This is a genomic window from Maritimibacter alkaliphilus HTCC2654 (assembly GCF_000152805.1).
Classification (GTDB): Bacteria; Pseudomonadota; Alphaproteobacteria; order Rhodobacterales; family Rhodobacteraceae; genus Maritimibacter; species Maritimibacter alkaliphilus.
The window spans coordinates 1-23,096 of record NZ_AAMT01000016.1; the positions used below are offsets into that span (position 1 = coordinate 1).

The following is a 23,096-nucleotide window of genomic DNA, read 5'->3' on the forward strand; positions in this document are numbered from 1 at the left end:
CGCCTCTCCGGCCTCGGCGCGGTGAAGCGCGGCACCATGCGCAAGCCCAACTTCCGCGACGTGTTCTCGCGCTTCGCGGACGACATGCACGCCGAGGGCACCGCCGTCACCGCCCAGATCATCATGCAGGGGGCGCAGCCGCACTCGGCCTCGGGCGTGCTCGCCAACTACACCAACAACCAGCCCACCCACGTCCTGACCTATGACGAGATCCAGCGCACCATCGACGAATACGCCTTTACCGCGGCCGAGGCCGAGGCGGCGGGCTTCGACGGCGTGGAAATGCACGCGAACCACGAAGACGTCATGCAGCTGTTCATCTCGCCCTACACCAACCGGCGCACCGATGCCTATGGCGGCGACTTCGACGCGCGGCTGCGCTTCCCGATGGAGGCCTTCGCCGCCATGCGCGCCGTCACCGGCCCCGGCTTCGTCATCGGGATGCGCTTCAACATGGACGAGTTTTTCGAAGGCGGCTACGACCTCGCCGAAGGCATCCGCATCGCACAAGCGTTCGAGGCGTCGGGTCATATCGACTACCTCCATTGCGTGATCGGCAACAACTGGGGCGCCCCCAGCTATGTCCAGCCGCATGTCTTCGGACGTGCCCAGTGGGCCGAAATGGCGGGCAAGTTCCGCGCGGCGCTGTCGATCCCCGTCATCTACGGTGGCCGCGTCAGCGACCCCGAGGCGGGCGAAGCCGTGCTTGCCGAGGGTCACGCCGATGTCGTCTCCATCGCCCGCGCGTTCTTCGCCGACGAGGATTTCGTCGCCAAGGCCCGCGCGGGGTCATCGGACACCATCCGCCCCTGCATCGGCTGCAACGATTGCCTGCACGCCGCCGCCATCGACGGCCTGCCCTTCGGCTGCTCCGTGAACCCCCGCGCGGGGCGCGAGGCCGAGCCGGCCCCCGCCCCGGTCCCGTCACCGCGCCGCGTCACCGTTGTCGGCGGCGGTCCGGCGGGGATGGAGGCCGCCGCCGTCGCCGCCGAGCGCGGGCATCACGTCACGCTGTGGGACCGCGCGCCCCAGCTTGGCGGCCTGATGCGCGTCGCGGGCGCGGTGCCGGAAAACGCGGCCTACCTCGCCTTCATCGACCACCAGACCGCGCGCCTCACCGAAGCGGGCGTGAACCTGAAACTGGGGGAGGAGGCGACGGCGGACACGATCCTCGCGGACGCACCCGATGTGGTCCTGCTCGCCACGGGCACCCGGCCCCGCACCCTCGACGCCTCGGGCGTCGATGCACCCTTCGTGGTCGAGGGGCGCGACGTGCTGATGGGCACCGCCGACGTGGGCCGGAACGTCGTCGTCATCGCGCGCGAAGATCACATGCAGCCCCTGACCGTGACCAGCGCGCTTCTCGAACGCGGCTGCTCGGTCCGGGTCATCTATCAGACACCGGGCGTCGCGCCCGGCGTCGGCAAGTATTCCATCGGTGGCATTCTGGGCAAACTCACCGGACAGGGCGCGACATTCACCGTCATGACCCGCGTGGCCGCGATCGCTCCCGACAAACTCACGCTGAAATGTGTCTATTCCGGCGTGGAAAGCGAGATGACGGATTTCGACACCGTGGTTCTGGCCTGCGGCGGCACCCCCGATGCCGGGCTCTATGACGCCCTGAACGGCAAAGGCCCCGAGGTTCGGATCTTCGGCGATGCCTATGTGCCGAACCGCATCCTGCACGCCACGCGTCAGGCCTATGAAAACGCCTGCCTGATCTGAGGCTACACCGCGTCCTCTTCGAAGGCCCCCGGCACGAGTTCCTCCCAGAACGCCGCGATCCGGTCGGCGTTCAGCGCGCTCATCCAGCCGTGCCGCTCGAAATCGTCGCGCGCCGCACCGTCGAGCCGCGACAGGAACATGCGCTTGTCCGCATCCCGCTGCGTCGGCGTGCGCCCCTCGACCAAGGCCTTGATCCGGGCCAGCCGCCGTGCCCGCTCGCTCGACGGGGCCGGGGTCGCGGCCCCCTGCCCTTCTCCGCCGTAATCCGCCTTGAGCGCCGCCGACAGATACCGCACCGGGTCACGCACCCCGTCCTGCCCGGCGACGTAATCGACTTTGCGCGTCACATAGGCCTCGCCATGTTCCGCGATCCACTGGCGCGCCAGCCTGTCGCTCACCCCAAGGTCGCGCAACCGCCGATAGACCGGGCCGTTGCGGATGCCCTCGCCGTCGTCCAGATCGAGGATCGCGAGCTGCGGGTTCTCTTCGATCAGGAACCGGATGTCGGTGACCTGCCGCCCCATCTTCTTTACCTCCGGCGTGACGATGATGTTCGACGTCTTGTTCACCTCGGCCACCGCGGGCTTGATGATCTTCGCGTTCAGGTGCTTGTAGCTTTCGTAATACGCGCTGTCGGCCACCCCCATGAGCCGCCGGAACAGATCGAGCGACCACCACCCGGTGCTCCCCGTCCGCACGAAGCGGTAACAGTTCTCATAAAGCGCCAGCGCGTGACCCGATGTGAAACGCCGCTGGATGTTCAGGTTGATAAGCGCAAAAACTTTCGGATCGTGCAGCTTCTCGGCCAGCGCGTCGGAATAGGCGTATTCGCAGATCCCGCCCTTGAGCTTGGCATAGGACAAAAGCGAGGACACGCCCCACTCCTGCCGCCCCTGCTCATCCAGCATGTCCCATTCCGCCACCGTCTCGGCCAGCCCGCGCAGGCTGTCCTTGAGCGTGTCGAAATCGTTGGAATTGTAGCCGATCATCATGCACAGCGTGCGCGCGTCGATCTGGTGGCGGCGGCTGGTGGTCAGCGTGTCATAGGCGTTGAGCAGCAGCACATTGCTCAATTTCCGCTGTAATAGAGTCAGTTTTCCCGACACGTGAATGGCCGCCACGTGTTTCTTCACGGCCCCGCGTCTAAGGGAACCGGTCAGCCGATCCCGCGCAATCTCGTCCATACTGTCACCTGCTCGTTCTTTTTCTTCAGTCTCCGCGATAAGGCACCCGCGATCAAGTCTGCTCTTGGCACCTATAGGCCCGTCCCGTATCCGGGTTCCTGACGTGTCGAGCCACGGGCGAAAGGAACCCGCCTACGGGACGGGGCTGTGGACAAGTCCGGGCGCCGGAGTCGGAAAAGGCCCTAATACGGCAGAAAACCCTTGTTTCCGAACGAATCGCCGCCCCTGCCCTGCGAATCGGAGTCCCTCCTCCCGTATCCGGGTGCCTTTCATCCCGATCTCAGGCGCCCTTCGACCCGTATTCAGGTCCGCTTTTGGCCGTAAGACTTTGGAAAATCGACATTTCCCTCGGCCAAAGTCTTTAAAGTCCTGAAAGAAAACCTAAACGGGGCGGTCTGTGCTTTCTGAATTCTTCAGGATTCTTCGATGCACAATCCAAACCGATTCACTTGTGCCCCGGCATGTGCGATAGTTTCCACGATATCGCAGGAAATAGCGAACATTGAGAGGCACTCATGGCACCAAAATCTCCGGGCAAACAGGATCTCCCCCCCTACTTCAACATCGATCCGGGTTTCGCCGCGAAACGTCTGGCCGATCCTATCGAGACGTCCCGATTCGCAAAAGCCGCCGCCTTCGCTATGCGCGGCCGCGACGACCTCGCCAAACGCGGCTATGCGCCCGACGGCAACAAACGGCTCCGCAAGTTCTCGATCTGGGAAATCACTCGCTACCTGATCCCCGTCGCCGCCGCCCATCTGCGGCGTGTGCTGAAGGCCAACCCCGATCTCCCGCAGGGCGAGGGCGAAGCGGGGGCGAAGTGGTTCACGCTGGAAGAGGTGATGGAGATTCGCGACCACTTCGCCACCGAGGGCGCCTCCGGCAAAGCCTACAAATCGTGGCGGCCCGAGGGGCTTCCGGCCAAGGTCGTGGCAGTCGCGAATTTCAAAGGCGGCGTCGGCAAGACCTCGACCGCCGCCCATCTCGCGATGAGCGCGGCGCTCGACGGCTATAAGGTGCTCGTGATCGACCTCGACAGCCAGGGGTCGATGACCTCGATCCTCGGCGGCAAGGTCGAGGACGAATGGATGACCGCCTTCCCCCTGATCGCGCGCGATTTCGCCAAGACCCTGACCGCCGAGAACGAGGTGCGCGAACGCTCCGGGCAGGCCCCCTACCCGTTCGACGAAAGCCTGACCGAGGCGATGCAGGTTTCGCCGCGAAACCTCGTCCAGAAGACGCACTGGCCCAACATCGACCTGATCGGCGCGCAGCTGAACCTTTACTGGGCCGAATTTCAGGTGCCCGTCTGGCGGATGCAGGTCCGGTCCTGGGCGCTGTGGGATGCGCTCCAGAACGCGCTGGAGGATGGGGGGCTGCTGGATGAATACGACATCATCCTCCTCGATACGCCCCCTGCCCTCGGATACCTCACGATCAACGCGCTGGCCGCCGCCGACATTCTGCTCGTGCCTCTGGGGGCGTCGTTCCTCGAATTCGATTCGACGGGCCGGTTCTTCGACATGATCTATTCCACCTTCGCCTCGATCGAGGAGGGTGAGAACCGGGTCAGGCGGCGCGACAACCTGCCGGAAATGCAGTTCGAATGGGATGCCGTCCGGGCCATCATCACCCGGTTCGACGCCGGACAGCAGGCAGATCTGGCGAACGTGATCCAGGCCTATTTCGGCGACTTCATGACCGCCTACCGGCAGGAGCTGACCGCTATGGTCGGACAGGCGGGCGAGCAGGTATCGGGGATATACGAGACCGATTACCGCGACTTCAACCGCGAGACCTATGTCCGTGGGCGCGAGACGTTCGACGGCACATGGGCCGAGGTCAAATCGCTGATCCTCGGGTCGTGGTGGCGCGATCAACAGATGGAAAACGCGGAAAGCGAGGAGGCGTGATAGATGGCCAAGCGACGTAAACTCGAAGCGCCGAGCGCCGATGATCTGACCCGGCTCGAAGCGGAGTTCCAGCGCGACACACCGCTCAAGGGGCCGATGTCGGCCCCCATCGCGCAAGTGGCCGCCGACACCGCACAGGCCGCCGATCTGCGCTCGACCGAGGAGCGGGCGGAGGCCGCGCGCAACCGGACCGATGCGGAGCGGCTGCGCGAGGCCGAGGAGGCGGGGCGGCTGATCGTGGAAATCCCGCTCGACGAGATCGACGAGATGGCCGTGATCCGCGACCGCATGTCGATGGATGCCGAGGAGTTGGAGGAACTCAAAAGGTCCATCGCATCGCATGGTCTGCGCCTGCCGATCGAAGTGTTCGAGCGGTCCGAGCCGGGCGGCGAAAAGCGGTATGGCCTGTTGTCGGGATACCGTCGGTTCATGGCCATGCGCAGCCTGCGGGAATTGTGGAGCGGGGACCGCTACGGCGCGATCCGGGCCGTCGTGCGCGACCCCGGCGCGATGGGCGGCACCTTCGTGGCGATGGTCGAAGAGAACGAGGTGCGCGCCGATCTGAGCCATTTCGAACGCGGGCGCATTTCGGTGCTGGCCGCGCAGGAGGGCGCGTTCGTCAACACCGAGGCGGCGGTCGATGCGCTGTTCGCGACGGGGTCCAAGGCCAAGCGGTCCAAGATCCGGTCCTTCGCGCTGATCTTCGAGGAGTTGGGCGACATGCTCGTCTTTCCCGAAAGCCTGCGCGAAAAGGACGGTCTGAAACTCGCCTCGGCGCTTCGGTCCGGGGGTGAGGCGGCGCTGCGCGATGCGCTGGCGCAGGCGGCACCCGACACGCCGGAGGATGAGCTACAGGTGATCCTGTCGACCATCGAGGCGATGACCCCCGCAGCCGTCGATCCGTCGCGCGGCGGGCGGCCCAAGCGGAGCACGACGCGCAGCCGCACGACCGATGCCGGGGTGCGGGTCGAGGTCGAGCAGGACGGCTCCGACTGGGTGCTGCGGCTGTCGGGCGAGCGGGTCAACGGCGAGTTGATGCGCACCATCGCACAGGAGGTCGAGGGGCTACTGTCACGCGCCTGACAGGTTTCGCGGCGAAACCAAAGGTTAACGAAGAGGGCCCGCATCGCGCGGGCCTTTTTGGTTTCTCAAACCTGCTGTCTGGGTGAGGGTCACGAGGAAGCGGGCAATCCGGCAGGGTGGGGCGGTTTGGTCCCTATTTTGTGGAGAAAAGCGCCGCGCCGCTGTAGGCTCGACGCATGAAAGCCAACCGGCCCGATCCCGACAAGGACACAGCCACCCTACCGCCCGTGGCGCGCTGTGTCACCCCCGCGCGTGCGGAAACCCCTGAGGATGTTGCGTTTCTGTCGGGCGCGGCGCTGGCGCAGCTTCATGTCGCGCTGGGTCATGCGGACCTGCCGCATGCCCTGCTGCGCGAGCGGCTGGCCCTTGGCGCGGCCGAGGCGTGCGTCGCCTTCGCCGGGCGGTCGGAGCGGGGGCCCGACCTGCGGGACGCGGTGCATCTGATGCGCCCCGGCGACCTGCCGGGACCGGCGGGCGAGACCTATGTGGCGTGGCGGCGAGCGGTCGAGCGGCCCGTGTCGGTCGCCGCGCTGCACCGTGCCCTGCCGGAGCAGTCCGGCGCGGCGATTGCGGCGTGGTTGGACGCGGGGCAGGGGGCGCCAATCCGGCGGGCCGCGCAAACGCTGGAGACGGTGCTGGAGTCCGTGCCGCGGGGCGAGGCCACCGCCCTGATCCTTGCCGATGCGGCGCTTGCGCGGGCGCTTGGCTGGGGTCATGCGGTGCCGCTTCTGGCGGCCGGGTTGAAGCGGGCCGATCTGCGAAAGACCGGGGCGGAAATACGGACGGCCTGTCACCGCGCGGTGACCGTCACGGCCATCGACGCGGTGCGGAAGGCTGCCGATCTGACGCGGCGGGCCGCGCATCTGCGGGCGGTCGCGCCGAAGCTGCGGGCCAAGGGGGCAGGGGCGGCGGTCAACCTGTTCCTGACCCGCGATGCGGTGGCGGCTGCGGCTCTGCCGCTGCCGGATCGGGCGGCGCGGCGGTTGTGTGACCGGCTGGTCGATCTGGGTGCGATCCGCGAGTTGACCGGGCGCGAGACGTTCCGGCTTTACGGGGTCTGAGCGATGGGCGGGGACGATCTGGATCGGGAGTTGTCGGACCTGTCGCCGGAGCTGCGCTGGCGGGACTGGATGGGCCGGGTGGAGGCGGTGCTGTTCGCCTCGGCCGCGCCCGTGGGGCGGGAGGATCTGGCGCGGGTGGTGGGGCAGGGGGTGTCGGTCGATCTGCTGATCGACGACCTTGCCGCAGACCTCGAGGGCCGGGCGTTCGAGGTGGTGCGGGTCGGCGAGGGATGGATGCTGCGCACGCGCGTCGCCTATGCGCCTGCGATCCGGGCGGCGGCGGATGTGGGCGGTCAGTCGCTGGACCTCAGGGCCTTCGACGTGGCTGTGCTGGCCGCCATCGCCTATCACCAGCCGATCACGCGGGACGGGCTGGCGGAGATCTTCGGTCGCACCATCAGCCGCGAGTTGATCGGGCGGCTGCATGACCGTGGATTGATCGGGACAGGGCCGCGCAGCCCCCGGCGCGGCGCGCCCTATACCTTCGTCACCACGCAGGGCTTTCTTGCGGCGTTCGGGCTGGAAAGCCTTGCCGATCTGCCGGACCGGGAGATGTGGGAGGATGCGGGGCTGGGGTCCGGCGGGCGAGGCGCCTGATATATTGATACGTTCGATGCAAGTGATCCAACCTGTCAATTTCACAAATACTCGGGTGGTGCCTACGGTTCGCGGCGAACAGGGAGGGGACAGCATGACCTATACGCTTTATGCCGCGCCGGGGGCGTGCAGCCGGGTGCCGATGATGGCGCTGGAGGAGGCGGGGGCGGATTTCGACGTAGAGCTCGTGCGGTTCATGCGCGGCGCGCACCGTGCGCCCGATTTCCTCGCGCTCAATCCGGCGGGCAAGGTGCCGGTGCTGGTCACGCCGGATGGTCCGCTGACCGAAAACGTGGCGATCGCCACCTATCTGGCGGGTCGTCACCCCGGGCTTCTGCCCGATCTGTCGGACCCTTACGAGGCCGCGCGAATCACCGCGAACCTCGCCTATGTCTCGTCCACGCTGCATCCGATCGTGACCCGTATCCGGATGCCGATGTTCATGGCCGACGGGGACGCGGCGCAGGGGTCGGTGCGCGAAAAGGCGATGGAGATGATGCGGATGCATGCCACCACCGTCGATGCCGCCCTCGGCGCGGGGCCGTGGTGGTATGGCGACGACTGGTCGGTTCAGGACGCTTACGTCTATTGGGTCTGGTTCCGCATCACCGGGGCCGGATTTCCCGGTGAGGATTATCCCGCCTGGGCCGCCCATGCCGCCCGGATGGAGGCCCGTGCCAGCGTGCAGCGCGCGCTCGCCCGCGATGCGCGGCTTCAGGCGATGCTGGAGAACGAGGGGCTGGCGGTGCCGATGCGCTAGGGCAAGGCCTTGGATGCGACCGCGCCCGCCCCCTCCGGCAGCGCCATCGCGGCCGGTTGTGCGAGCGACTGGATCTCGATCCCGCCGGTCAGGCTCGCGAGCCGCGCGATGTGCTGGACCGCCGCACAGGCGGTGCCGCCACAGGCGGAATGGTCGGGAATGACGATGCGGCGCAGGTGCAGCGCGCGGATGCGATGGGCGACCACGCGGGCGATGGCCGTCTTTTGCTGCGGATCGTCGAGGTCCGAGACTCCGAAGGCCAGAACCGTCAGGTTCAGATGCGGCATCCCGGTCCGCGCGAGGAGTTCGCGCAGCGTGTCCTCGGACGAGCCGTCGTTCGACAGGCACAGGATCTGCGTGCTCCGGTGGGACAGCGCGGTGTGGATCGGCGCGACGCCTTCGATCAGGGCGCAGTCCGGGCGCAGCATCAGGATCAGCGCGGGGTCGGTGTCGGAGACGCCGGGATTGAAGGGGGTGAGGGGGTCTGACAGCGGCATGGTATCCTCCCGGTCAAGTGGGTTTGGTGGACAGGCGCAGGGCGCGTGGCGGGCTGGGGCGGTCGAACCGGGCGAGCGCCTCGCGCAAGGGGCGGCCCCTGAGCAGGAGCCCGGGTTCGAGGCGTGACAGGCGGTCGATGAAGCTGCGTGACCATGCCCGCACGTCGGTGCGTTCGACCACCTCGGTCAGGGCCGCGTGGCGGCGCAGGCGTTCGTCGCGCGACATGTGAGCGGCGCGGTCGATGGCTTGGGCGACCGCATCGTGATCGTAGGGGTTCACCAGCAGCGCGTCGGTCATGTCCTCGGCCGCGCCCGCGAAGCGCGACAGGATCAGAACGCCGGGGTCGTCCGGGTCTTGCGCGGCGACGAATTCCTTGGCGACGAGGTTCATGCCATCCGCGAGCGAGGTGACGAGGCAGGCCTTGGCCCCACGCAGAAGGCGCGCGATCTCGTCCCGCGGCACGGGGCGGTGAATGAACCGGATCGGGGACCAGTCGAAGGCCCCGTAAAGCCCGTTCACCTGCCCGGCGATGTATTCGAGGTCCGCCGTGATCCTGCGGTAGGCATCGACCGCTTCGCGCGTGGGCGGGGCAATCTGGACGAGCGACAGGCGGTCGCCGGTGCCGTGGTCCTGAAGATAGCGTTCGAAGGCGCGGAACCGATTGGGCAGGCCCTTGGAATAGTCGAGCCGGTCGACACCGATGACGTAGTTCGCGCGCGCCTCCATCCCGTCGCCTTTGGACCCCGCCGACAGCGCATCGGCCCGGAACGCCGCCACGTCGATCCCGATGGGAAAGCTTTGCACCCGCGTCACGCGGTCCTCGAATTTGACCGCGCAGCTGGGCAGGAATTCGGCCCGGGGGTCGGCGCGGTAGATTTCGAGACACCGGGCGACATCGGTGCGGGTCTGAAGCCCGACGAGGTCGTATTGGGCGAGCCACGCGGCGTAGTCGGGCGGGTGGGGCAGAACCTCGAGATCGGTGATGTTGGGCACCGGGATGTGCAGGAAAAACCCGATCCGGTTGCCGACGCCGAGCGCGCGCAGTTCGGCGGCGAGGGGCAGGAAGTGATAATCGTGTATCCAGACGAGATCGTCGGGTTGCAGGATCGCGGCCATCCGGCGCGCGAGCCGTCGGTTCACGGCAAGATAGGCGGCGGTATAGGCCGCGTTGATTTCGACCAGATCGACGCGGTGGTGCGACAGCGGCCAGAGGACGGAGTTCGCAAAGCCGAGGTAATAGTTTTCGTAATCCGCCTCGCTCAGGCGAAAGGCGAGGCGGCGGTAGGGGGCGCCGCCGATTTCCTCGAAGGGCGCGTCGGGGTCGCCGGTTTCGGGATGGGCCCCGATCCAGAGGCCGCCCTGTTCGCTCAGGGCGTCATGCAGCGCGACGACCAGACCGCCCGAGGGCACCGCTTCGGTCGGGATGCGGTTCGAGACGACGACGAGACGCCCGGTCATGGCGCGGCCCCTTCAGTGCGGGCGGGCGTGCCCGTCAGCGTGCGGGCGAGCCAGTCGTGGGCGGCGTGGATGGAGGGCAGACGCCAGAGTGCCACGGTGGGGCCGGCGCCGATGTGCAGCCCGGCCCCGCCCATGGCTTGCGCCCTGCGGAATCCGTCCTCGTCGGTCACGTCATCCCCGACCATGACGGGAAGCCGCCCGGCGAAGGGCGGGCGTGCCATGAGGGCCGCCAGCGCGGTGCCCTTGTCGATGCCGGCGCGCGCGATCTCGGACACCATGTTGCCGTGAAGCGCGCGCAGGCCGGGGATCACGGCCTCGTCCACCGTGCGGCGCACCAGCGGGCCGAGATCGGGGCGCGACCGATAGTGGAGCGCGACGACACCCGGTTTCGTCTCGATCAGCAGGTCGTGGGCGGCGGCGAGCGCGGCGAGGGGTCTGGCCGGGCCGGACAGATCGCCCGGCTGCGTGTCGATGCCCGTCATTTCGGCCCCGTGCGACCCGGCGCGCACCGTGATGCGGGGCGGCAAATGGGGGTCGAGGTCGGCCAGCGCCCGCCCGGACAGAACCGCGACGGCGCCCCCTGTCGCGGCGAGCGCGGCGTGCAGCACCGGGACGATCCGCGCAGGCAGGCGCACGTCGTCGGGATGGTCGGCCAGCGGGGCGAGCGTGCCGTCGAAGTCGAGAAACAGCGCGTGTTTCGACCAGTCGAGGCCACCGGGCGGGGTATGGCGGACAGCGGTCATCCCCATGCGCCCGTTTGCGCCATCACCCCCGCGCCACGGTGATCGGCGGTGCGCGGCCGGTCCTGCCGCCCGGCGCGGGACGGCGCTGCGAAAACGGTCTGGAACGGGGCAGGGCGCATGGCGTCGGATCTCCGGCACGAGGGATCAAAGGGTGTTCTGAGGGCGGCGGTCGTTCTGGAACGGCCGATCACGCCGGGGAGGAACACGCCGTTGCCGGACTTGTTCCATCGTCAGGAAAACTAATGCGGGATTAGTGTATCACTTATGGCGGGGGTCGGCCTGATCCCGCCTATTCGGCGTCGTCCAGCGGCAGGCGCAGGTCGATGGTCAGCCAGCCGTCCTCGAAATTCCGGGTCTTTTCGGCCCCGAGTTGCAGGACCGAGGCCTGAAGCAGCCGCGAGCCGAAACCGGGGAGCGCCTTGGCATCGTAATCCGGGGCCTGTTCGCGCCAGAGAATGCGCAGCCCGTCGCCGTCGCGCCGCGCGTCGATCGTCAATGTCCGGTCCGGTGCGGCGAGTGCGCCGTGCTTGGCCGAGTTCGTGACCCATTCGTGCAGGATGAGCACGAGAGGCGTGAGGATGCTGATCGGGATCAGCACCGGCTCGACGTTCATGGTGACGGTCTTGGGGCCGAGGGCCGGGGCGAGAATCCGTTCGATCAGGTCGTCGAGGGGCAGGGGTTCAAGCGCCTCGCCGCCCGAGATCATCGAATGCGCCCGGTCCAGCGCGGCGACGCGCCCGCGCAGGTTTTCGACCAGATCTTCGCGCGACTGCGCTTCGCGATCCGCGCTGCCGATCATGGCGCTGACGAGGGCGAAGAGGTTCTTGATCCGGTGGTTCATCTCGGCGAGATGCAACCTGCGCTGCGCTTCCAGTTCGCGTTCGGCGGTGGTGTCGAGGATGACGCCGCTCAGGGCCGTGGACCCGCCCGCGTCGTCGTGCCAGCCGATCGCCTGCACCCATCCGTCACGCTCGCCGTCGCGCGGAATGCGGAACGTGCCGTGCAGGTCGCCCTTGTTCTGGATCGCTTCGACGAGAGAGGTGCTGACGCCTTCGCGGTCGTCGGGGTGAATGGCGGCGAGAATCCGGTCCATCGGCAGATCGCCGGCGCCGTCGAGGGCGAACAGGGCGCGGCAGCGTTCATCGACCGACAGAACGCGTCGGGCGGAATCATACACCCACAACCCGACCAGTGGGGTCGTGGCCCCGTCTTTTCCCTGTCTGTCGTCCGCCAAGATGGCCGTCCCCATTCCGAACTGAACACCCCTCCGAGCGCGTTTGCGCGGTAAGCTGGTCTAGGGTTAGGATTATTAATCCGAGGTCAGTGCGTCATGTCAACTTCAACGGGCCGTCGCCATACAGATAACTGGCGTCGAACCGTCCGACACGTTCCAGCGCCGCACGGTCGAGGATCGTGACCTGCCCGCGCGAGATATCGACGATGCCGCTTTCGCGGAGTTTGCGCACGACGCGGTTCATGTGAATCGACGTGGTGCCGCAGGCGTCGGACAGTTCCTTTTGGGTCAGCGGTAGGGCGAACCCGTTCTCGCCGGCCATCCCGACGAAATCGAGCCGGTGCCACAGTTCGGCGCAGAGATGCGCGAGGCGGCCGTCGGCGTCGAGCAGTTCCAGCTTCAGAATCCATTCGCGGTGCATGGCGGCGTCGAGCAGCGTGGAATACCACAGGATGCGCGACAGGTTCGGCTCGGTCTCGAGCACCCGGTTCAGGCTTTGATGGGTCACGTATCCCACCTGCACGGTGCCGATGGACACGACGTCGTGGTCGAGCCGTTTCAGCGCGAAGGCGTGGAGGTCGACGAAATCGCCGGGCACGTGAAGCGCCACGATATGCCGCTTGCCGTCCTGCGCGATGATGCGGGCGATCATGCCCTCGATCAGGATGGTGCTGCGGTTCACCACGTCGCCGCGTTCGAGGATCACATGCGGCGCGGTGAAGCGTTCGACGTCTTCGACCAGATCTTCGAGAATGCCCTTTTCGCGCTCGGACAGGGCCTCGCGGGACCGGCCCTGAAGAAACCGGCGGGTCAGGGGATAATCGCGTTCGGTCATTCGCTGCTCGTCGTTTCCGGGTGCGGTCTGGCCATGTCCCAGTCAGGCCGTCTTAACATAGGTTAACCTGTTCCACACTTTAGAATTTCGGACATCGTGACGCGCCGGAGCGGCTAACCCTGCCTGAGCGATGTTGCGAGGCGGGACAGCCCCGGCGCAAGCGGGAAAAGCGCGGCCTGAACGGCGTGGTAAATGTCGGGCTTGCCCGCGAACTGCCGCGCGTCCGGGGTGCCATCGTCGGCCAGTTCCGGGAACCAGCCCCCGGCGCTGTGGTCGATGAGGTGATCGTTGGCGAAGTCCCAGAGCATCCGATACCAACGCTCGTCCCCGGCTTCGCGTTCCAGCTTGAGAAACGCGGCGAGCGCGCCGAGCGCCTCGGTCACCGGCCACCAGTAGCGGTCGCGGATCGCGGGGGTACCGTCTGCGCCGAGCGTGTAGACGAAGCCGCCCCGCGCCTCGTCCCAGGCGTCGGCAAGGGCGCGCTCCATCACCCGGCGGGCGATCTGCGGCAGGTCGCTGTCGGGCCGCCCGGCCAGATCCCAGTAATGCAGCGACAGCCGCGCCATTTCGAAGGAATGGCCGGGCGTGGTGCCTGCGGGCCTGAACATCGGGTTGCCGGAATAGTGCGGGTCGACGCGCCAATCCGCGTCGTAATGCTCGGGCAGACGCCAGCCGTGCGCGGGGGCCACGCGCCCCATGAAGAACGACAGGATGCGCCCGGCCCGGTCGAGATAGACCGCGCGCCCGGTCGCCTCGTAGGCCGTCACCAGCGCCTCGACCGCGTGCATGTTGGCGTTCATGCCGCGATAGGTGGAAAACGGGGTCCAGTCGCGGTTGAATTCGTCGGCGAAAAGGCCCGGCCCGTCCTCCCAGAAATGGCGGTCCAGCACCTCGGTCGCGTCGTCGATCAGCCGGTCGGCCTGCGGGTGGCCGACCATGCGCGCGCTGGCCCCGGCGAGGAGGACGAAGACGTGACCGTAGGCGAGTTTGCGGTCGTCCACCGGGCCCGAGCCGTCCACCGACCAGAGGTATCCGCCGTGGGCCGTGTCGCGGTGGCGATCCCACAGAAAGCGCATTCCGTGGTCGATTATGTCGTCGCCGTCGTCGATCCCGGCCAGTTTGCCGAGCGCGTAGGAATGGATGAGCCGGGTGGTCGTGTGAAGCTCCTGCACCGGCGAGGGCAGGGGGCGGCCCGCAAGGTCGAGGGTGCGAAAGCCGCCCGCCGGGTTCGGGCTGGCGCGGAAGAAGGCGAACAGGTCGGCGGCCTGTGCCAAAAGCCAGTCGCGATGCGCGGGGGTGTCGATCCAGAGGCCGTCGCCCGTTGCGGGGCCGGGGGCGGGGGTGCGGTGCGGGTCGGACATGGCAGGCTCGCAAATATTTGGCGCGGCAGGAGCCGCTTTCCCCATTCCGAACCAGCGAACGGCCCCCGCGTCAATCGTGCATTGGCCGCGGGGTCAGGGCAGGGACGAGGCGATCCGGCGTTTCTGCGCGAAATCCTCGCGCCGCTCGCGCGCCGTGCCTTCGCGGAACGAGGTTTCCACGAAGGTCAGATGCTCGCGCGCGGCGGCTTCGGCCCGGTCCGGGTCGCCCGCCAGAACGGCCTCGGCGATCCGGTGGTGCTGGTCGAGCAGCATGTCGCCCGTGCCATCGACGGCGCGCAGATACTTGCGGTTGTAGAACAGGCCGCGCCGGGTGAGGTCGTAGATCGACGTCATCATGTGGATCAGCATGGCGTTGTGGCTCGCGTTCACGACCGCGCCGTGAAACTTCAGGTCGGCCCGCGCCGAGGCGTCATCGTCGTGGTCGCGGTGGGCCTGATCCAGCTCGCCGATCAGCGCCTCGATCGCGTCCTTGTCCGAGCGGGTGGCGCGTAGGGCCGCGGCCCGCGCCGCGAAAGCCTCCTGCTCGCGCCGGTATTCGAGGTAGTCGTAGAACGCCTGACCGTGGCGGGCGTAGAGGTCGATGAGCGCGGGCGACATCGCCTCGCCCGTCAGTTTTGCGACGAAGGTGCCGTCGCCGTGCCGGACATTCACGAGCCCCTGACCTTCGAGCCGCTTGAGCGCGTCGCGCACCTTGGGGCGCGACACGTCGAACCGCTCGGACAGTTCGCGTTCGGAGGGCAAGCGCATCCCTTCGCGCAAGACCCCTTGGATAATCATCGATTCGATCTGTCCGGTGACGAGATCGACCACCGACTCGGAGGCGATCGGTTCGAAAAGGTCGGTGGTCGGCATGGCGAAACTCCGCAAGAGGTCATTTTAGTTTGCCACAAGGGCACTTGGTGCGCCACCGAATATGATGAAAACCGCGAATGAGGGCAGGCGGTTGGCGGTGGACGGCGCAAGGCCCTGCATAGAGGTAAACAAAATTGTTGACCGAACAAGTGGTCAATAATATTTACCACCTATCACATGCCCGCCCGTCCGCCAGCCGTGGCACATGGGCCGCGCGGGCAGGGCGGATGCAGCGCCCGTCGCCAACCGAAAGGCCGCGCCATGACCCAAGATGCCCTCGTCGCCCGCCTGACCCGGATCGTCGGTCGGCGGCATTGCCTGACCGACCCGGCCCGCACCGCGCGGTATCGCAAGGGCTTTCGCTCGGGCGAGGGCGCGGCGAAGGCGGTGGTCGTTCCCGGGTCGCTGGTCGAGATGTGGCGGGTGCTGGAGGCGGTGGTGGCCGCCGATTGCATCGTCATCATGCAGGCCGCGAACACGGGGCTGACCGAAGGCTCGACGCCCAAGGGGGTCTATGACCGCGACGTGGTGATCGTGTCGACCCTGCGGCTTGACCGGGTGCAGTTGATCGACGGCGGGCGGCAGGTCGTCTCGCACCCCGGCGGCACGTTGTTCACGCTGGAAAAGATGCTCCGCCCGCTGGGGCGCCAGCCGCATTCGGTGATCGGCTCGTCCTGCATCGGGGCGTCGATCGTCGGCGGTGTCTGCAACAACTCCGGCGGATCGCTGGTGCGGCGCGGGCCGGTCTATACCGAGTTGTCGCTGTTCGCGCGGATCGACGCGGAGGGGCGGCTGACCCTTGTGAACCATCTTGGCATTGACCTTGGCGACACGCCGGAGGAGATGCTGGGACGGCTCGACCGGGGCGAGATCGCGGCGGAGGCGATCCGCCATGACGCGGGCCGCGCCTCGGACGACGGCTACGCCGCGCGGGTGCGCGAGATCGACGCCGACACCCCGGCCCGGTTCAACGCCGACCCGCGCGGGCTGTACGAAGCCTCAGGTTCCGCCGGCAAGGTCGCCGTCTTCGCCGTTCGGCTGGATACCTTTCCGTCCGAGACGGGTGACCGGGTGTTCTATGTCGGGACCAACGACACCGCCGCTTTCGCCACCCTGCGCCGCAGGTTGCTGTCCGAACTTCCCGATCTGCCGGTCAGCGGCGAATATCTGCACCGGGACTGTTTCGACATTTCGCACCGCTACGGCAAGGACACGGTTCTGATGATCCACTGGCTCGGCACCGACCGGCTGCCGCTGTTCTTCGCGCTGAAGGGCCGGATCGACGGGATCTTGCGCAAATACCGCTGGCTTCCGGGCAACCTGACGGACCGGGTGATGCAGGGGCTATCGCGGCTCGCCCCCGAGGCGTTGCCGAAACGGATGCTCGACTTTCGTGACTGGTACGAGCACCACCTGATCCTGAAGGTGTCGGGCGCGTCTGCCGCCCAGACCGAGGGCATTCTGGCCGAGACGGTGGGGCAGGCGGGCTTTTTCGGCTGCACCGAGGCCGAGGCGGGCAAGGCGATGCTTCACCGCTTCGCCGCCGCCGGGGCCGCCGTGCGCTATGGCGCCGTGCGGGGCCGGGCGCCCGAGGATGTGCTCGCGCTCGACATCGCGCTGCGCCGCAACGATGCGGACTGGTTCGAAACGCTGCCCGCCCATATCGCAGATCAGATCGAGGCGCGGCTGTATTACGGGCATTTCCTGTGCCACGTGCTGCATCAGGATTACGTGGTGAAGCCGGGGGTGGACCCCAAGGCGCTGAAGGCCGAGCTTCTGGCGCTGATCGACGCGCGGGGGGCGGAATATCCGGCCGAGCACAACGTCGGCCACCTCTACGCCGCCAAGCCCGCGCTGGCCGAGCATTATCGCAGCCTCGACCCGACCAATGCGTTCAATCCGGGCATCGGCAAGACTTCACGCGAGAAGGGGTATGGCGCGGCCTGCGGCTGTGGCGCGGACCATGCCGAGGGGCACCGCGCGGCGGAGTAGCCCGGGCTTTGGCTCAGGTCGCATAAGCAAGATTATGTAATATCCGGGGCCGGGGCGGGTCCGCCCCTAGGCGTCGCGTTCGACGACCGCACGGAACCGCGCGTCGAACTCGCGCAGCGCGGGGTCGTCTTCGGCCATGGCGAGACGGGTCAGGCCGATGGGCGCCGGGCGGTCGGGAAACCCGGTGTCCACCCTTGCGAGGTCGGGTCTGAGCCCGGCGAGTTTGCGGTCGGAATAGGTGAGCATCGCGGCGGCATTGCTGTCCACCAGCATCTGCTCGGCCGATCCGAAGGACAAAAGCTCGCAGGTCTGGGTCGGAGGGGTCAGCCCGAGGTCCGAGAACACCCGTTCGAAATGACCGCGCACCGGGGTGCCGTGCGGGGCCACGATCCAGTTCGTCCGCGCAAGCGCATCGGGGTCGCGCCCGCTGCGGTGGAGCGGATGATCGCTGCGCGCGATGACCGTGAACCGCTCGTCATACAGATGCGTCTCGACCAGCCCCTCGGGGCAATCGGGGCCGCGCATGATCCCGACGATCCGGTCGATTTCACGCCGCCTGAGTGCTTCGACCAAGCCGTTGTAGCTGCCGGGCACGCAGACCAGCCGCAGGTGCGGATGATCGTTGGTCAGCGCGCCGAAGGTTCTGAGGATCAGGTCCTGCCCCGAAAACGGGAGCATCCCGACGCTGACCCGCCCGACGATCTCGCCCTCCAACTGCCGCAACTGGGCGCGCATCCGGGTCAGGTGATAGGCGATCGTGCCGGACAGATCGACGAGCGTGCGCGCCGGGGCGAGCGGCACCATGCCCCCCGCCTCGCGCCGGAAGAACGCAAGGCCGAAGCGCCCGGACAGGTCCGCCACCACCCGGCTGACGACCGGCTGGGTGCGCCCGAGCCGCCGGGCGGCATGGGTCATGCTCCCCTCGCTGCAAATCGCGCGGATCGTGTCGAGCTGATCGGTTCGCAGATTGGTGCGCAGGGCCGGCGCGCCGGGGCGGTCGAGGCCGATTTCGCCCTGCGCCTTGTCGAGCGCCGTGACCACGTGACCGCAATAGCGCACCACCACATCGCCGCGTGGCGTCGTCTCGGCCCCGGACCAGCCGCGGCTGAAGATCTGGACGCCCAGCTTTTCCTCGGCGGACGAGATCAGCCGCGACAGCGTGGGCTGCGATACGTTGAGCATCCCGGCGGCCAGCTTGAAACTGCGCGACCCGGCGACGCTGCTGATCGCCACCGCTTCGCGAATGTCGAGGGGCCGAGGGATCGCCCCGGCCCGAGGTTCGGTTGCAGGCATCGCTTGGCCCCCGGTTCGGTCTTGTCGGCGACTATGCCGGGGTTTGGCCGACAAGCCAAAGTCGAACCGCAATCGCTGCGCCGCGACGCGCTGGCCACGGCGCCGCCGTCATTTCTGGGCGCGGTAGCTTTCGCGCGAAGCTGCGTGGATCGGCCACGGGTGCACTTCGGCCGAGACCTCCATCTGCACGTGCTCTTCGACATGCGGCTTGTCGGTGCCGCCGTCCTTTTCACCCCAGAGGATGTTCAGCTTCGTGCCCTGTTCGGCCAGATCGCCGCGCACCATCGCGAGCGAAATCCACGCGCGTTCGTTGGCGGAATAGACCGGGTAGGTCGAAACGCCGACCTGTTCGCCGTTCAGAAGCACCTGATCGTAGGGGTGCGCGGCATAGTGACCGGCGGGCAGTTCCATCAGCTTCGGGCCGGGGAACGGACCCATGAGGCCCGCGAAAATCTCGAGCACCGAAGCCTGATCCCAGACCAGCGTGACCTTGGTGCGATGTTCTTCTTCGGCCATCTTTTCCAGCGCGGCGCGCCCGATGAAATCGTGGTCGAACTTGACCACCCGGCCATAGTCGAGATCCCAGGGCGTCAGGTAGAACTCTTCCACGTTCTCCGGCTGGAACGACCCGCCGACCGAGGTCACGGCGAGGAAGTTGTCGGCAGGCAGCCATTCGCGGAAGCCCTTCATCGCCTCGCCCGTGTAGATCGCGGGCAGCGGCGAGGGAATCCAGCCCGATTCCATCGCGGCGCAGGAATAGGCGCGGGCACCCGCGCGCAGCATTCCATGCTTTTCGCCCACCTCCATCAAACGGTCGTAGACCTTCTGGCCGTCTTCATACGGCCCCCAAAGCTCCAATCCCTGTGCGCCGCCCATGCCGTGACTGAGCGTGCGCGCGGTGCAGCCCGCGACCGTGATCTCGCCCATGTTGAAGAACTTGGTGGTGAGCGGCCCGCCCTCGTTCACCTCGTTCAGGATGTCGAGCGCCTTGGGCCCCTGCACTTCGTAGCGGTAAAGCTTGCGCGGCTTGTCGCCTTCGAGCGAGCGGATGTCGAACTCGGTCGTGACGTCGAAGTCGCCGATCTCGGCCTGATAGGCGAGCCAGTAGGCCAGCGGCGGGCGACCAACATAGAGGATTTCGTCGTCCTCCAGCCCAAAGATGATGCCGTCCCCGATGACGTAGCCGTCCGGGTTCACGCAGATCAGTTGCTTGGACTTGTTGCGCCCGAAATTGGCGAAGCTGTTCACGCCGACGTAGGACATGAACTTGATCGCATCCGGCCCGCGCACGTAAAGGTCGGTCATGTGGTAGGACTGGTTGAGCAGCACGGCCCCGTTGCGCCACGCCCGCACCTCTTCCATCCAGTTCGTGTATTGCGGCGCGATCGGGAACACATACGGCCCCTGCTGCGAATTTTGCAGCATGTCGGATGCGCTTTCATAAAGCGCGATGCGGTCTTCGAGTGTCTTGGTCATCGGTGTCCTCCTGACTGCGGATCGGTTGGCGACCCGCCAATACGTGCTGGAGGAGGATTTAGCGGGTCGGGGTCGGCTACGCTTATGCGACTTCTCGATAAGCGGTTTCATAATCGGCATAATGGAGGGCGGCGGTGCGACACCGAGGCGTCGGGCACGCGCCGCCCTGCCGTTTCGCGCCTGATCCCTAGTTGAACATCGAGTTCGGGATCAGCAGCGCGATCTGCGGGAACAGGATGATGAGGAACAGGCAGACGATCATCGCGATCAGGAACGGAAAGACGCCCCGGAACACGGTGCCGAGCGCCACGTCGCCCGCCACGTTGCGCACCACGAAGACGTTGAGGCCCACGGGCGGCGTGATCATCCCCATTTCGATCACGATCACCGCGATCACCCCGAACCAGATCGGGTCGAAGCCGAGCGCCTGAATGACCGGAAAATAGATCGGGATGGTGATGACCAGCATGGCGAGGCCGTCGAGGAACATGCCGAGCACCACGTAACTGAGCAGGATCACGGCAAGCGTGCCGTAGGTGCCCAGACCCAGCGCGTTCAGCCCCGCCTCGAGCCCGCCGGGCACGCCGGTGAGCGACAGGAAAGGGTTGAGGACGTTGGCGCCGATCACGATCATGTAGAGCATGGTCGAGGTCGTCACCGTCTCCATCACCGATGTCGCGAAGGATTTCAGGTCGATGGAGCGGGTCGCGAAGGCCAGCAGGATGGTCAGCGCCGCGCCGACGCCCGAGGCTTCGACCGGGGTGAAAACGCCCAGATAGATGCCGCCGATGGACACGACGATGACCACGATCAGCGGCAGCGCCTTGAGCAGAAGGGCGAAGCGTTCGCGGAACGCCACCCGTTCGCCGCGCGGGCCTGCGGCGGGGTCGCGCAGGGTGACGATCCAGATCGCCAACATGAAAAGCGCCATCATCAGAAGCCCCGGCAGGATGCCCGCCATGAACAGGCGTCCGATGCTTTCCTCGGTCAGGATCGCGTAGATCACGAAGCCGGTGGAGGGCGGGATCAGGAAGCCCAGCGTGCCGCCCGCCGCGATGGCCCCGGTGGACAGGCCGGGGCCGTAGCCCAGCCGCTTCATCTCGGGCAGCGCGACCTTGCCGATGGTCACGGCGGTCGCGATGGACGAGCCGGAGACCGCCGAGAACGCCGCGCAGCCGATCACGCTGGCCGAGGCGAGACCGCCGCGCAGACGGCCGACCCAGGCATAGGCGGCATCGTAGAGCCCGCGCGAAAACCCGGCGGCGGAGGCGACGTTGCCCAGAAGGATGAACATCGGGACGACGATGAGCGAATAGTTCGCCACCGCCGAATAGGTTTCGGTCATCAAGACCGCCCCGGCGCGGCGCAGACCGTCCAGCCACCAGATGCCGAAAAAGCCGGTCAGGAGCATCGCGAAGGCGACGGGCGTGCGCAGGATCATCAGCGCGAAGAGCGCGACGAAGCCAAGGATACCGATTGTCAGGTCAGCCATTCTCCGGCTCTCCGAATGCGCGCCGCGTCAGGATCAGAAGCACGATCTGAACGGCGAAAATCACGATGGCGAGGCCGATGCCCAGAACGACAAGCGCGTAGAGCGGCCAGATCGGCAGGTTGAGCATGTTGGTCGCGTCCCCGAACTCGGCGGCCTCGGCGGCCTTGTCCCAGGCGCGACCGACGAGAATCCAGAGCGCCCAGATCGACAGGGCGCGGGTCAGGATGTCGGCCAGCCAGCGCCCGACCCGGCCCAGAGCGGGGTCGAAGATGTCGGCGCGGACGTGGGCGTGCAGATGGGTGGCATAGGGCAGCGCGAGCATGGTAATCGCGACCGCGGCAAGCTGCACGATCTCGTTCACGCCCAAAAGCGGGTTGCCCATGACGTAGCGCATGAACACCGCGCTTGCGATCAGCCCCATCATCAGGATGAGCAACACGCCCGCCAAGGCGGCGAGCGCGAAGGTCGCCCGGCCGAACAGGTCCGGCCAGGCGGGGATGTTGGAGGTGGTCATCGCGGTCAGTCGGCGGCGAGCGCGTCGATCCACGCTTTCGCGGGGATGCCCTCGGCCTCGGCATCGGCCACGATCTGCTCGACGGCGGCGGCGGAGGCTTCGTTGAACTTGGCCACTTCATCCTCGGACAGCGTGGTGACCTCTTTGCCCTCGGCGGCGGCGAAATCCGCCATCGCGCCGTCCGCGATCTTGAGCCACGTGGACCCGGCGGTCAGCGCGGCTTCGCGCCCGGCGTCCAGAACGGCCTGCTGCGCGGTGTCGTCCAAGTCCGCGAACACGTCACGGTTCATGATGAGGAAGAACTCGGAAATCGTCGTGTCCATGCCCTGCGTGACGAAATTCGTAACCTCGGCCAGCTTGAACGATTTCAGCGTCGTCGGGTCGATCATCGCCCCGTCGATCACGCCCGTCTGCATGGCGTTGTAAATCTCGGGCGCGGGCATCGACACCGGGTTCGCGCCCCAAGCCTGCACCACGATGCCCGCGTTGCGCGACGGCACGCGGATGTTCATGCCCGCAAGATCGTCCATCGAACGCACGGGTTTTTCAGCGGTCAGGATCAGGTTCGGCGCGTTGTTCCACAAGCCGACAAGCTGCACGCGGCGGTATTCATCCGACAGCATGTCCACGTTGTCCATCATCGCCTGCGTGCCGCCCTCGGCGGTGATGACGCCGGGAAGCTCGGAGATCAGCGTGAGCGGGAAGTTCGACGCGGTGTAACCCGGCAGGCCAAAGGCGATGTCGGCCACGCCGTCGACGACGCGGTTGTATTGCTCGGCCGGACCTGCGCCCAGCTCGCCGCCCATGAACACCTTCACGGTCGTCTCACCCCCGGTGGCGGCGGAAATCGCCTCGCCAAATGGGGTATAGGTCGTATCCACGATGAAGTGGGTGGGCGGCTGGAAATCGGCCAGTTTCAGTTCCTGTGCCACGGCGCCCGTGGCGATGGTGGCCGTGATTGCGGCCAGACCGATGGTCTTGATGATACCCATGATGATCCT

At 67.0% G+C, this 23,096-nt stretch carries 20 protein-coding genes; 7 read left to right on the forward strand and 13 right to left on the reverse strand.

Annotated elements, in window-relative coordinates:
- Positions 1–1,728, forward strand: a 1,728-nt coding sequence (locus RB2654_RS00560; RefSeq protein ID WP_008327478.1) for an oxidoreductase, incomplete at its 5' end; no start/stop codon positions are given.
- Between the two features lie 2 nt (positions 1,729–1,730).
- On the opposite strand, the gene RB2654_RS00565 is transcribed toward RB2654_RS00560, so the two are convergent.
- Positions 1,731–2,912 carry a replication initiation protein gene (locus tag RB2654_RS00565; protein WP_050771920.1) on the reverse strand — a complete coding sequence of 394 codons (1,182 nt, stop codon included), beginning with the start codon at positions 2,910–2,912 and terminating at the stop codon, positions 1,731–1,733.
- Between the two features lie 515 nt (positions 2,913–3,427).
- On the opposite strand from RB2654_RS00565, the gene RB2654_RS00570 reads away from it, so the two are divergent.
- From RB2654_RS00570 to RB2654_RS00590, 5 genes are all read left to right on the forward strand, one after another.
- The gene (locus RB2654_RS00570; RefSeq protein ID WP_008327480.1) at positions 3,428–4,825 is read left to right on the forward strand and encodes an AAA family ATPase; all 1,398 of its coding nucleotides are present in this window, start codon (positions 3,428–3,430) and stop codon (positions 4,823–4,825) included.
- A gap of 3 nt (positions 4,826–4,828) precedes the next feature.
- On the forward strand, positions 4,829–5,908 hold the full coding sequence (locus tag RB2654_RS00575; protein WP_008327481.1) for a ParB/RepB/Spo0J family partition protein: 1,080 nt from the start codon (positions 4,829–4,831) through the stop codon (positions 5,906–5,908).
- Positions 5,909–6,084: 176 nt separating this feature from the next.
- Positions 6,085–6,969 carry a DUF1403 family protein gene (locus RB2654_RS00580; RefSeq protein ID WP_008327482.1) on the forward strand — a complete coding sequence of 295 codons (885 nt, stop codon included), beginning with the start codon at positions 6,085–6,087 and terminating at the stop codon, positions 6,967–6,969.
- Positions 6,970–6,972: 3 nt separating this feature from the next.
- A complete protein-coding gene (scpB, locus tag RB2654_RS00585) occupies positions 6,973–7,566 on the forward strand; it encodes an SMC-Scp complex subunit ScpB (RefSeq protein WP_008327483.1) in 594 nt (197 codons plus the stop codon).
- Between the two features lie 94 nt (positions 7,567–7,660).
- Positions 7,661–8,326 carry a glutathione S-transferase family protein gene (locus RB2654_RS00590; protein ID WP_008327484.1) on the forward strand — a complete coding sequence of 222 codons (666 nt, stop codon included), beginning with the start codon at positions 7,661–7,663 and terminating at the stop codon, positions 8,324–8,326.
- On the opposite strand, the gene RB2654_RS00595 is transcribed toward RB2654_RS00590, so the two are convergent.
- The 7 genes from RB2654_RS00595 to RB2654_RS00625 form a co-directional block, all read right to left on the reverse strand.
- On the reverse strand, positions 8,323–8,823 hold the full coding sequence (locus RB2654_RS00595) for a hypothetical protein (protein WP_008327485.1): 501 nt from the start codon (positions 8,821–8,823) through the stop codon (positions 8,323–8,325). The two genes, RB2654_RS00590 and RB2654_RS00595, sit on opposite strands and share 4 nt — an antisense overlap.
- Positions 8,824–8,836: 13 nt before the next feature.
- Complete coding sequence (locus RB2654_RS00600; protein WP_008327486.1) at positions 8,837–10,282, reverse strand: alpha,alpha-trehalose-phosphate synthase (UDP-forming); 1,446 nt, start codon at positions 10,280–10,282, stop codon at positions 8,837–8,839.
- Entirely contained in the window at positions 10,279–11,025 is a 747-nt protein-coding gene (gene otsB / locus RB2654_RS00605; protein WP_161600674.1) for a trehalose-phosphatase, read from the reverse strand. The genes RB2654_RS00600 and otsB overlap by 4 nt, the downstream gene beginning before the upstream one ends.
- Before the next feature lie 289 nt (positions 11,026–11,314).
- Complete coding sequence (locus RB2654_RS00610) at positions 11,315–12,259, reverse strand: sensor histidine kinase (RefSeq protein ID WP_161600675.1); 945 nt, start codon at positions 12,257–12,259, stop codon at positions 11,315–11,317.
- Between the two features lie 94 nt (positions 12,260–12,353).
- Entirely contained in the window at positions 12,354–13,094 is a 741-nt protein-coding gene (locus RB2654_RS00615) for a Crp/Fnr family transcriptional regulator (RefSeq protein WP_008327496.1), read from the reverse strand.
- Between the two features lie 113 nt (positions 13,095–13,207).
- Positions 13,208–14,455, reverse strand: coding sequence for an AGE family epimerase/isomerase (locus RB2654_RS00620; RefSeq protein ID WP_008327497.1), 1,248 nt, complete (start codon positions 14,453–14,455; stop codon positions 13,208–13,210).
- Between the two features lie 93 nt (positions 14,456–14,548).
- Positions 14,549–15,328: a FadR/GntR family transcriptional regulator gene (locus tag RB2654_RS00625; RefSeq protein WP_008327498.1), complete on the reverse strand. Its 780-nt coding sequence runs from the start codon at positions 15,326–15,328 to the stop codon at positions 14,549–14,551.
- A 261-nt stretch (positions 15,329–15,589) separates the two neighbouring features.
- Here RB2654_RS00625 and dld point away from each other — a divergent pair, with 261 nt between their 5' ends.
- Positions 15,590–17,320: a D-lactate dehydrogenase gene (dld, locus tag RB2654_RS00630; RefSeq protein ID WP_008327499.1), complete on the forward strand. Its 1,731-nt coding sequence runs from the start codon at positions 15,590–15,592 to the stop codon at positions 17,318–17,320.
- A 66-nt stretch (positions 17,321–17,386) separates the two neighbouring features.
- Here the strand turns inward: dld and RB2654_RS00635 are convergent, their stop codons facing one another.
- The 5 genes from RB2654_RS00635 to RB2654_RS00655 form a co-directional block, all read right to left on the reverse strand.
- On the reverse strand, positions 17,387–18,613 hold the full coding sequence (locus RB2654_RS00635; RefSeq protein ID WP_008327500.1) for a LysR family transcriptional regulator: 1,227 nt from the start codon (positions 18,611–18,613) through the stop codon (positions 17,387–17,389).
- A 108-nt stretch (positions 18,614–18,721) separates the two neighbouring features.
- Positions 18,722–20,089: an aminomethyltransferase family protein gene (locus RB2654_RS00640; protein WP_008327502.1), complete on the reverse strand. Its 1,368-nt coding sequence runs from the start codon at positions 20,087–20,089 to the stop codon at positions 18,722–18,724.
- A gap of 187 nt (positions 20,090–20,276) precedes the next feature.
- On the reverse strand, positions 20,277–21,581 hold the full coding sequence (locus RB2654_RS00645) for a TRAP transporter large permease (protein WP_008327508.1): 1,305 nt from the start codon (positions 21,579–21,581) through the stop codon (positions 20,277–20,279).
- A complete protein-coding gene (locus RB2654_RS00650) occupies positions 21,574–22,095 on the reverse strand; it encodes a TRAP transporter small permease (protein WP_008327516.1) in 522 nt (173 codons plus the stop codon). The genes RB2654_RS00645 and RB2654_RS00650 overlap by 8 nt, the downstream gene beginning before the upstream one ends.
- Before the next feature lie 5 nt (positions 22,096–22,100).
- Entirely contained in the window at positions 22,101–23,087 is a 987-nt protein-coding gene (locus RB2654_RS00655) for a TRAP transporter substrate-binding protein (RefSeq protein WP_008327518.1), read from the reverse strand.
- Between the last annotated feature and the right edge of the window lie 9 nt (positions 23,088–23,096).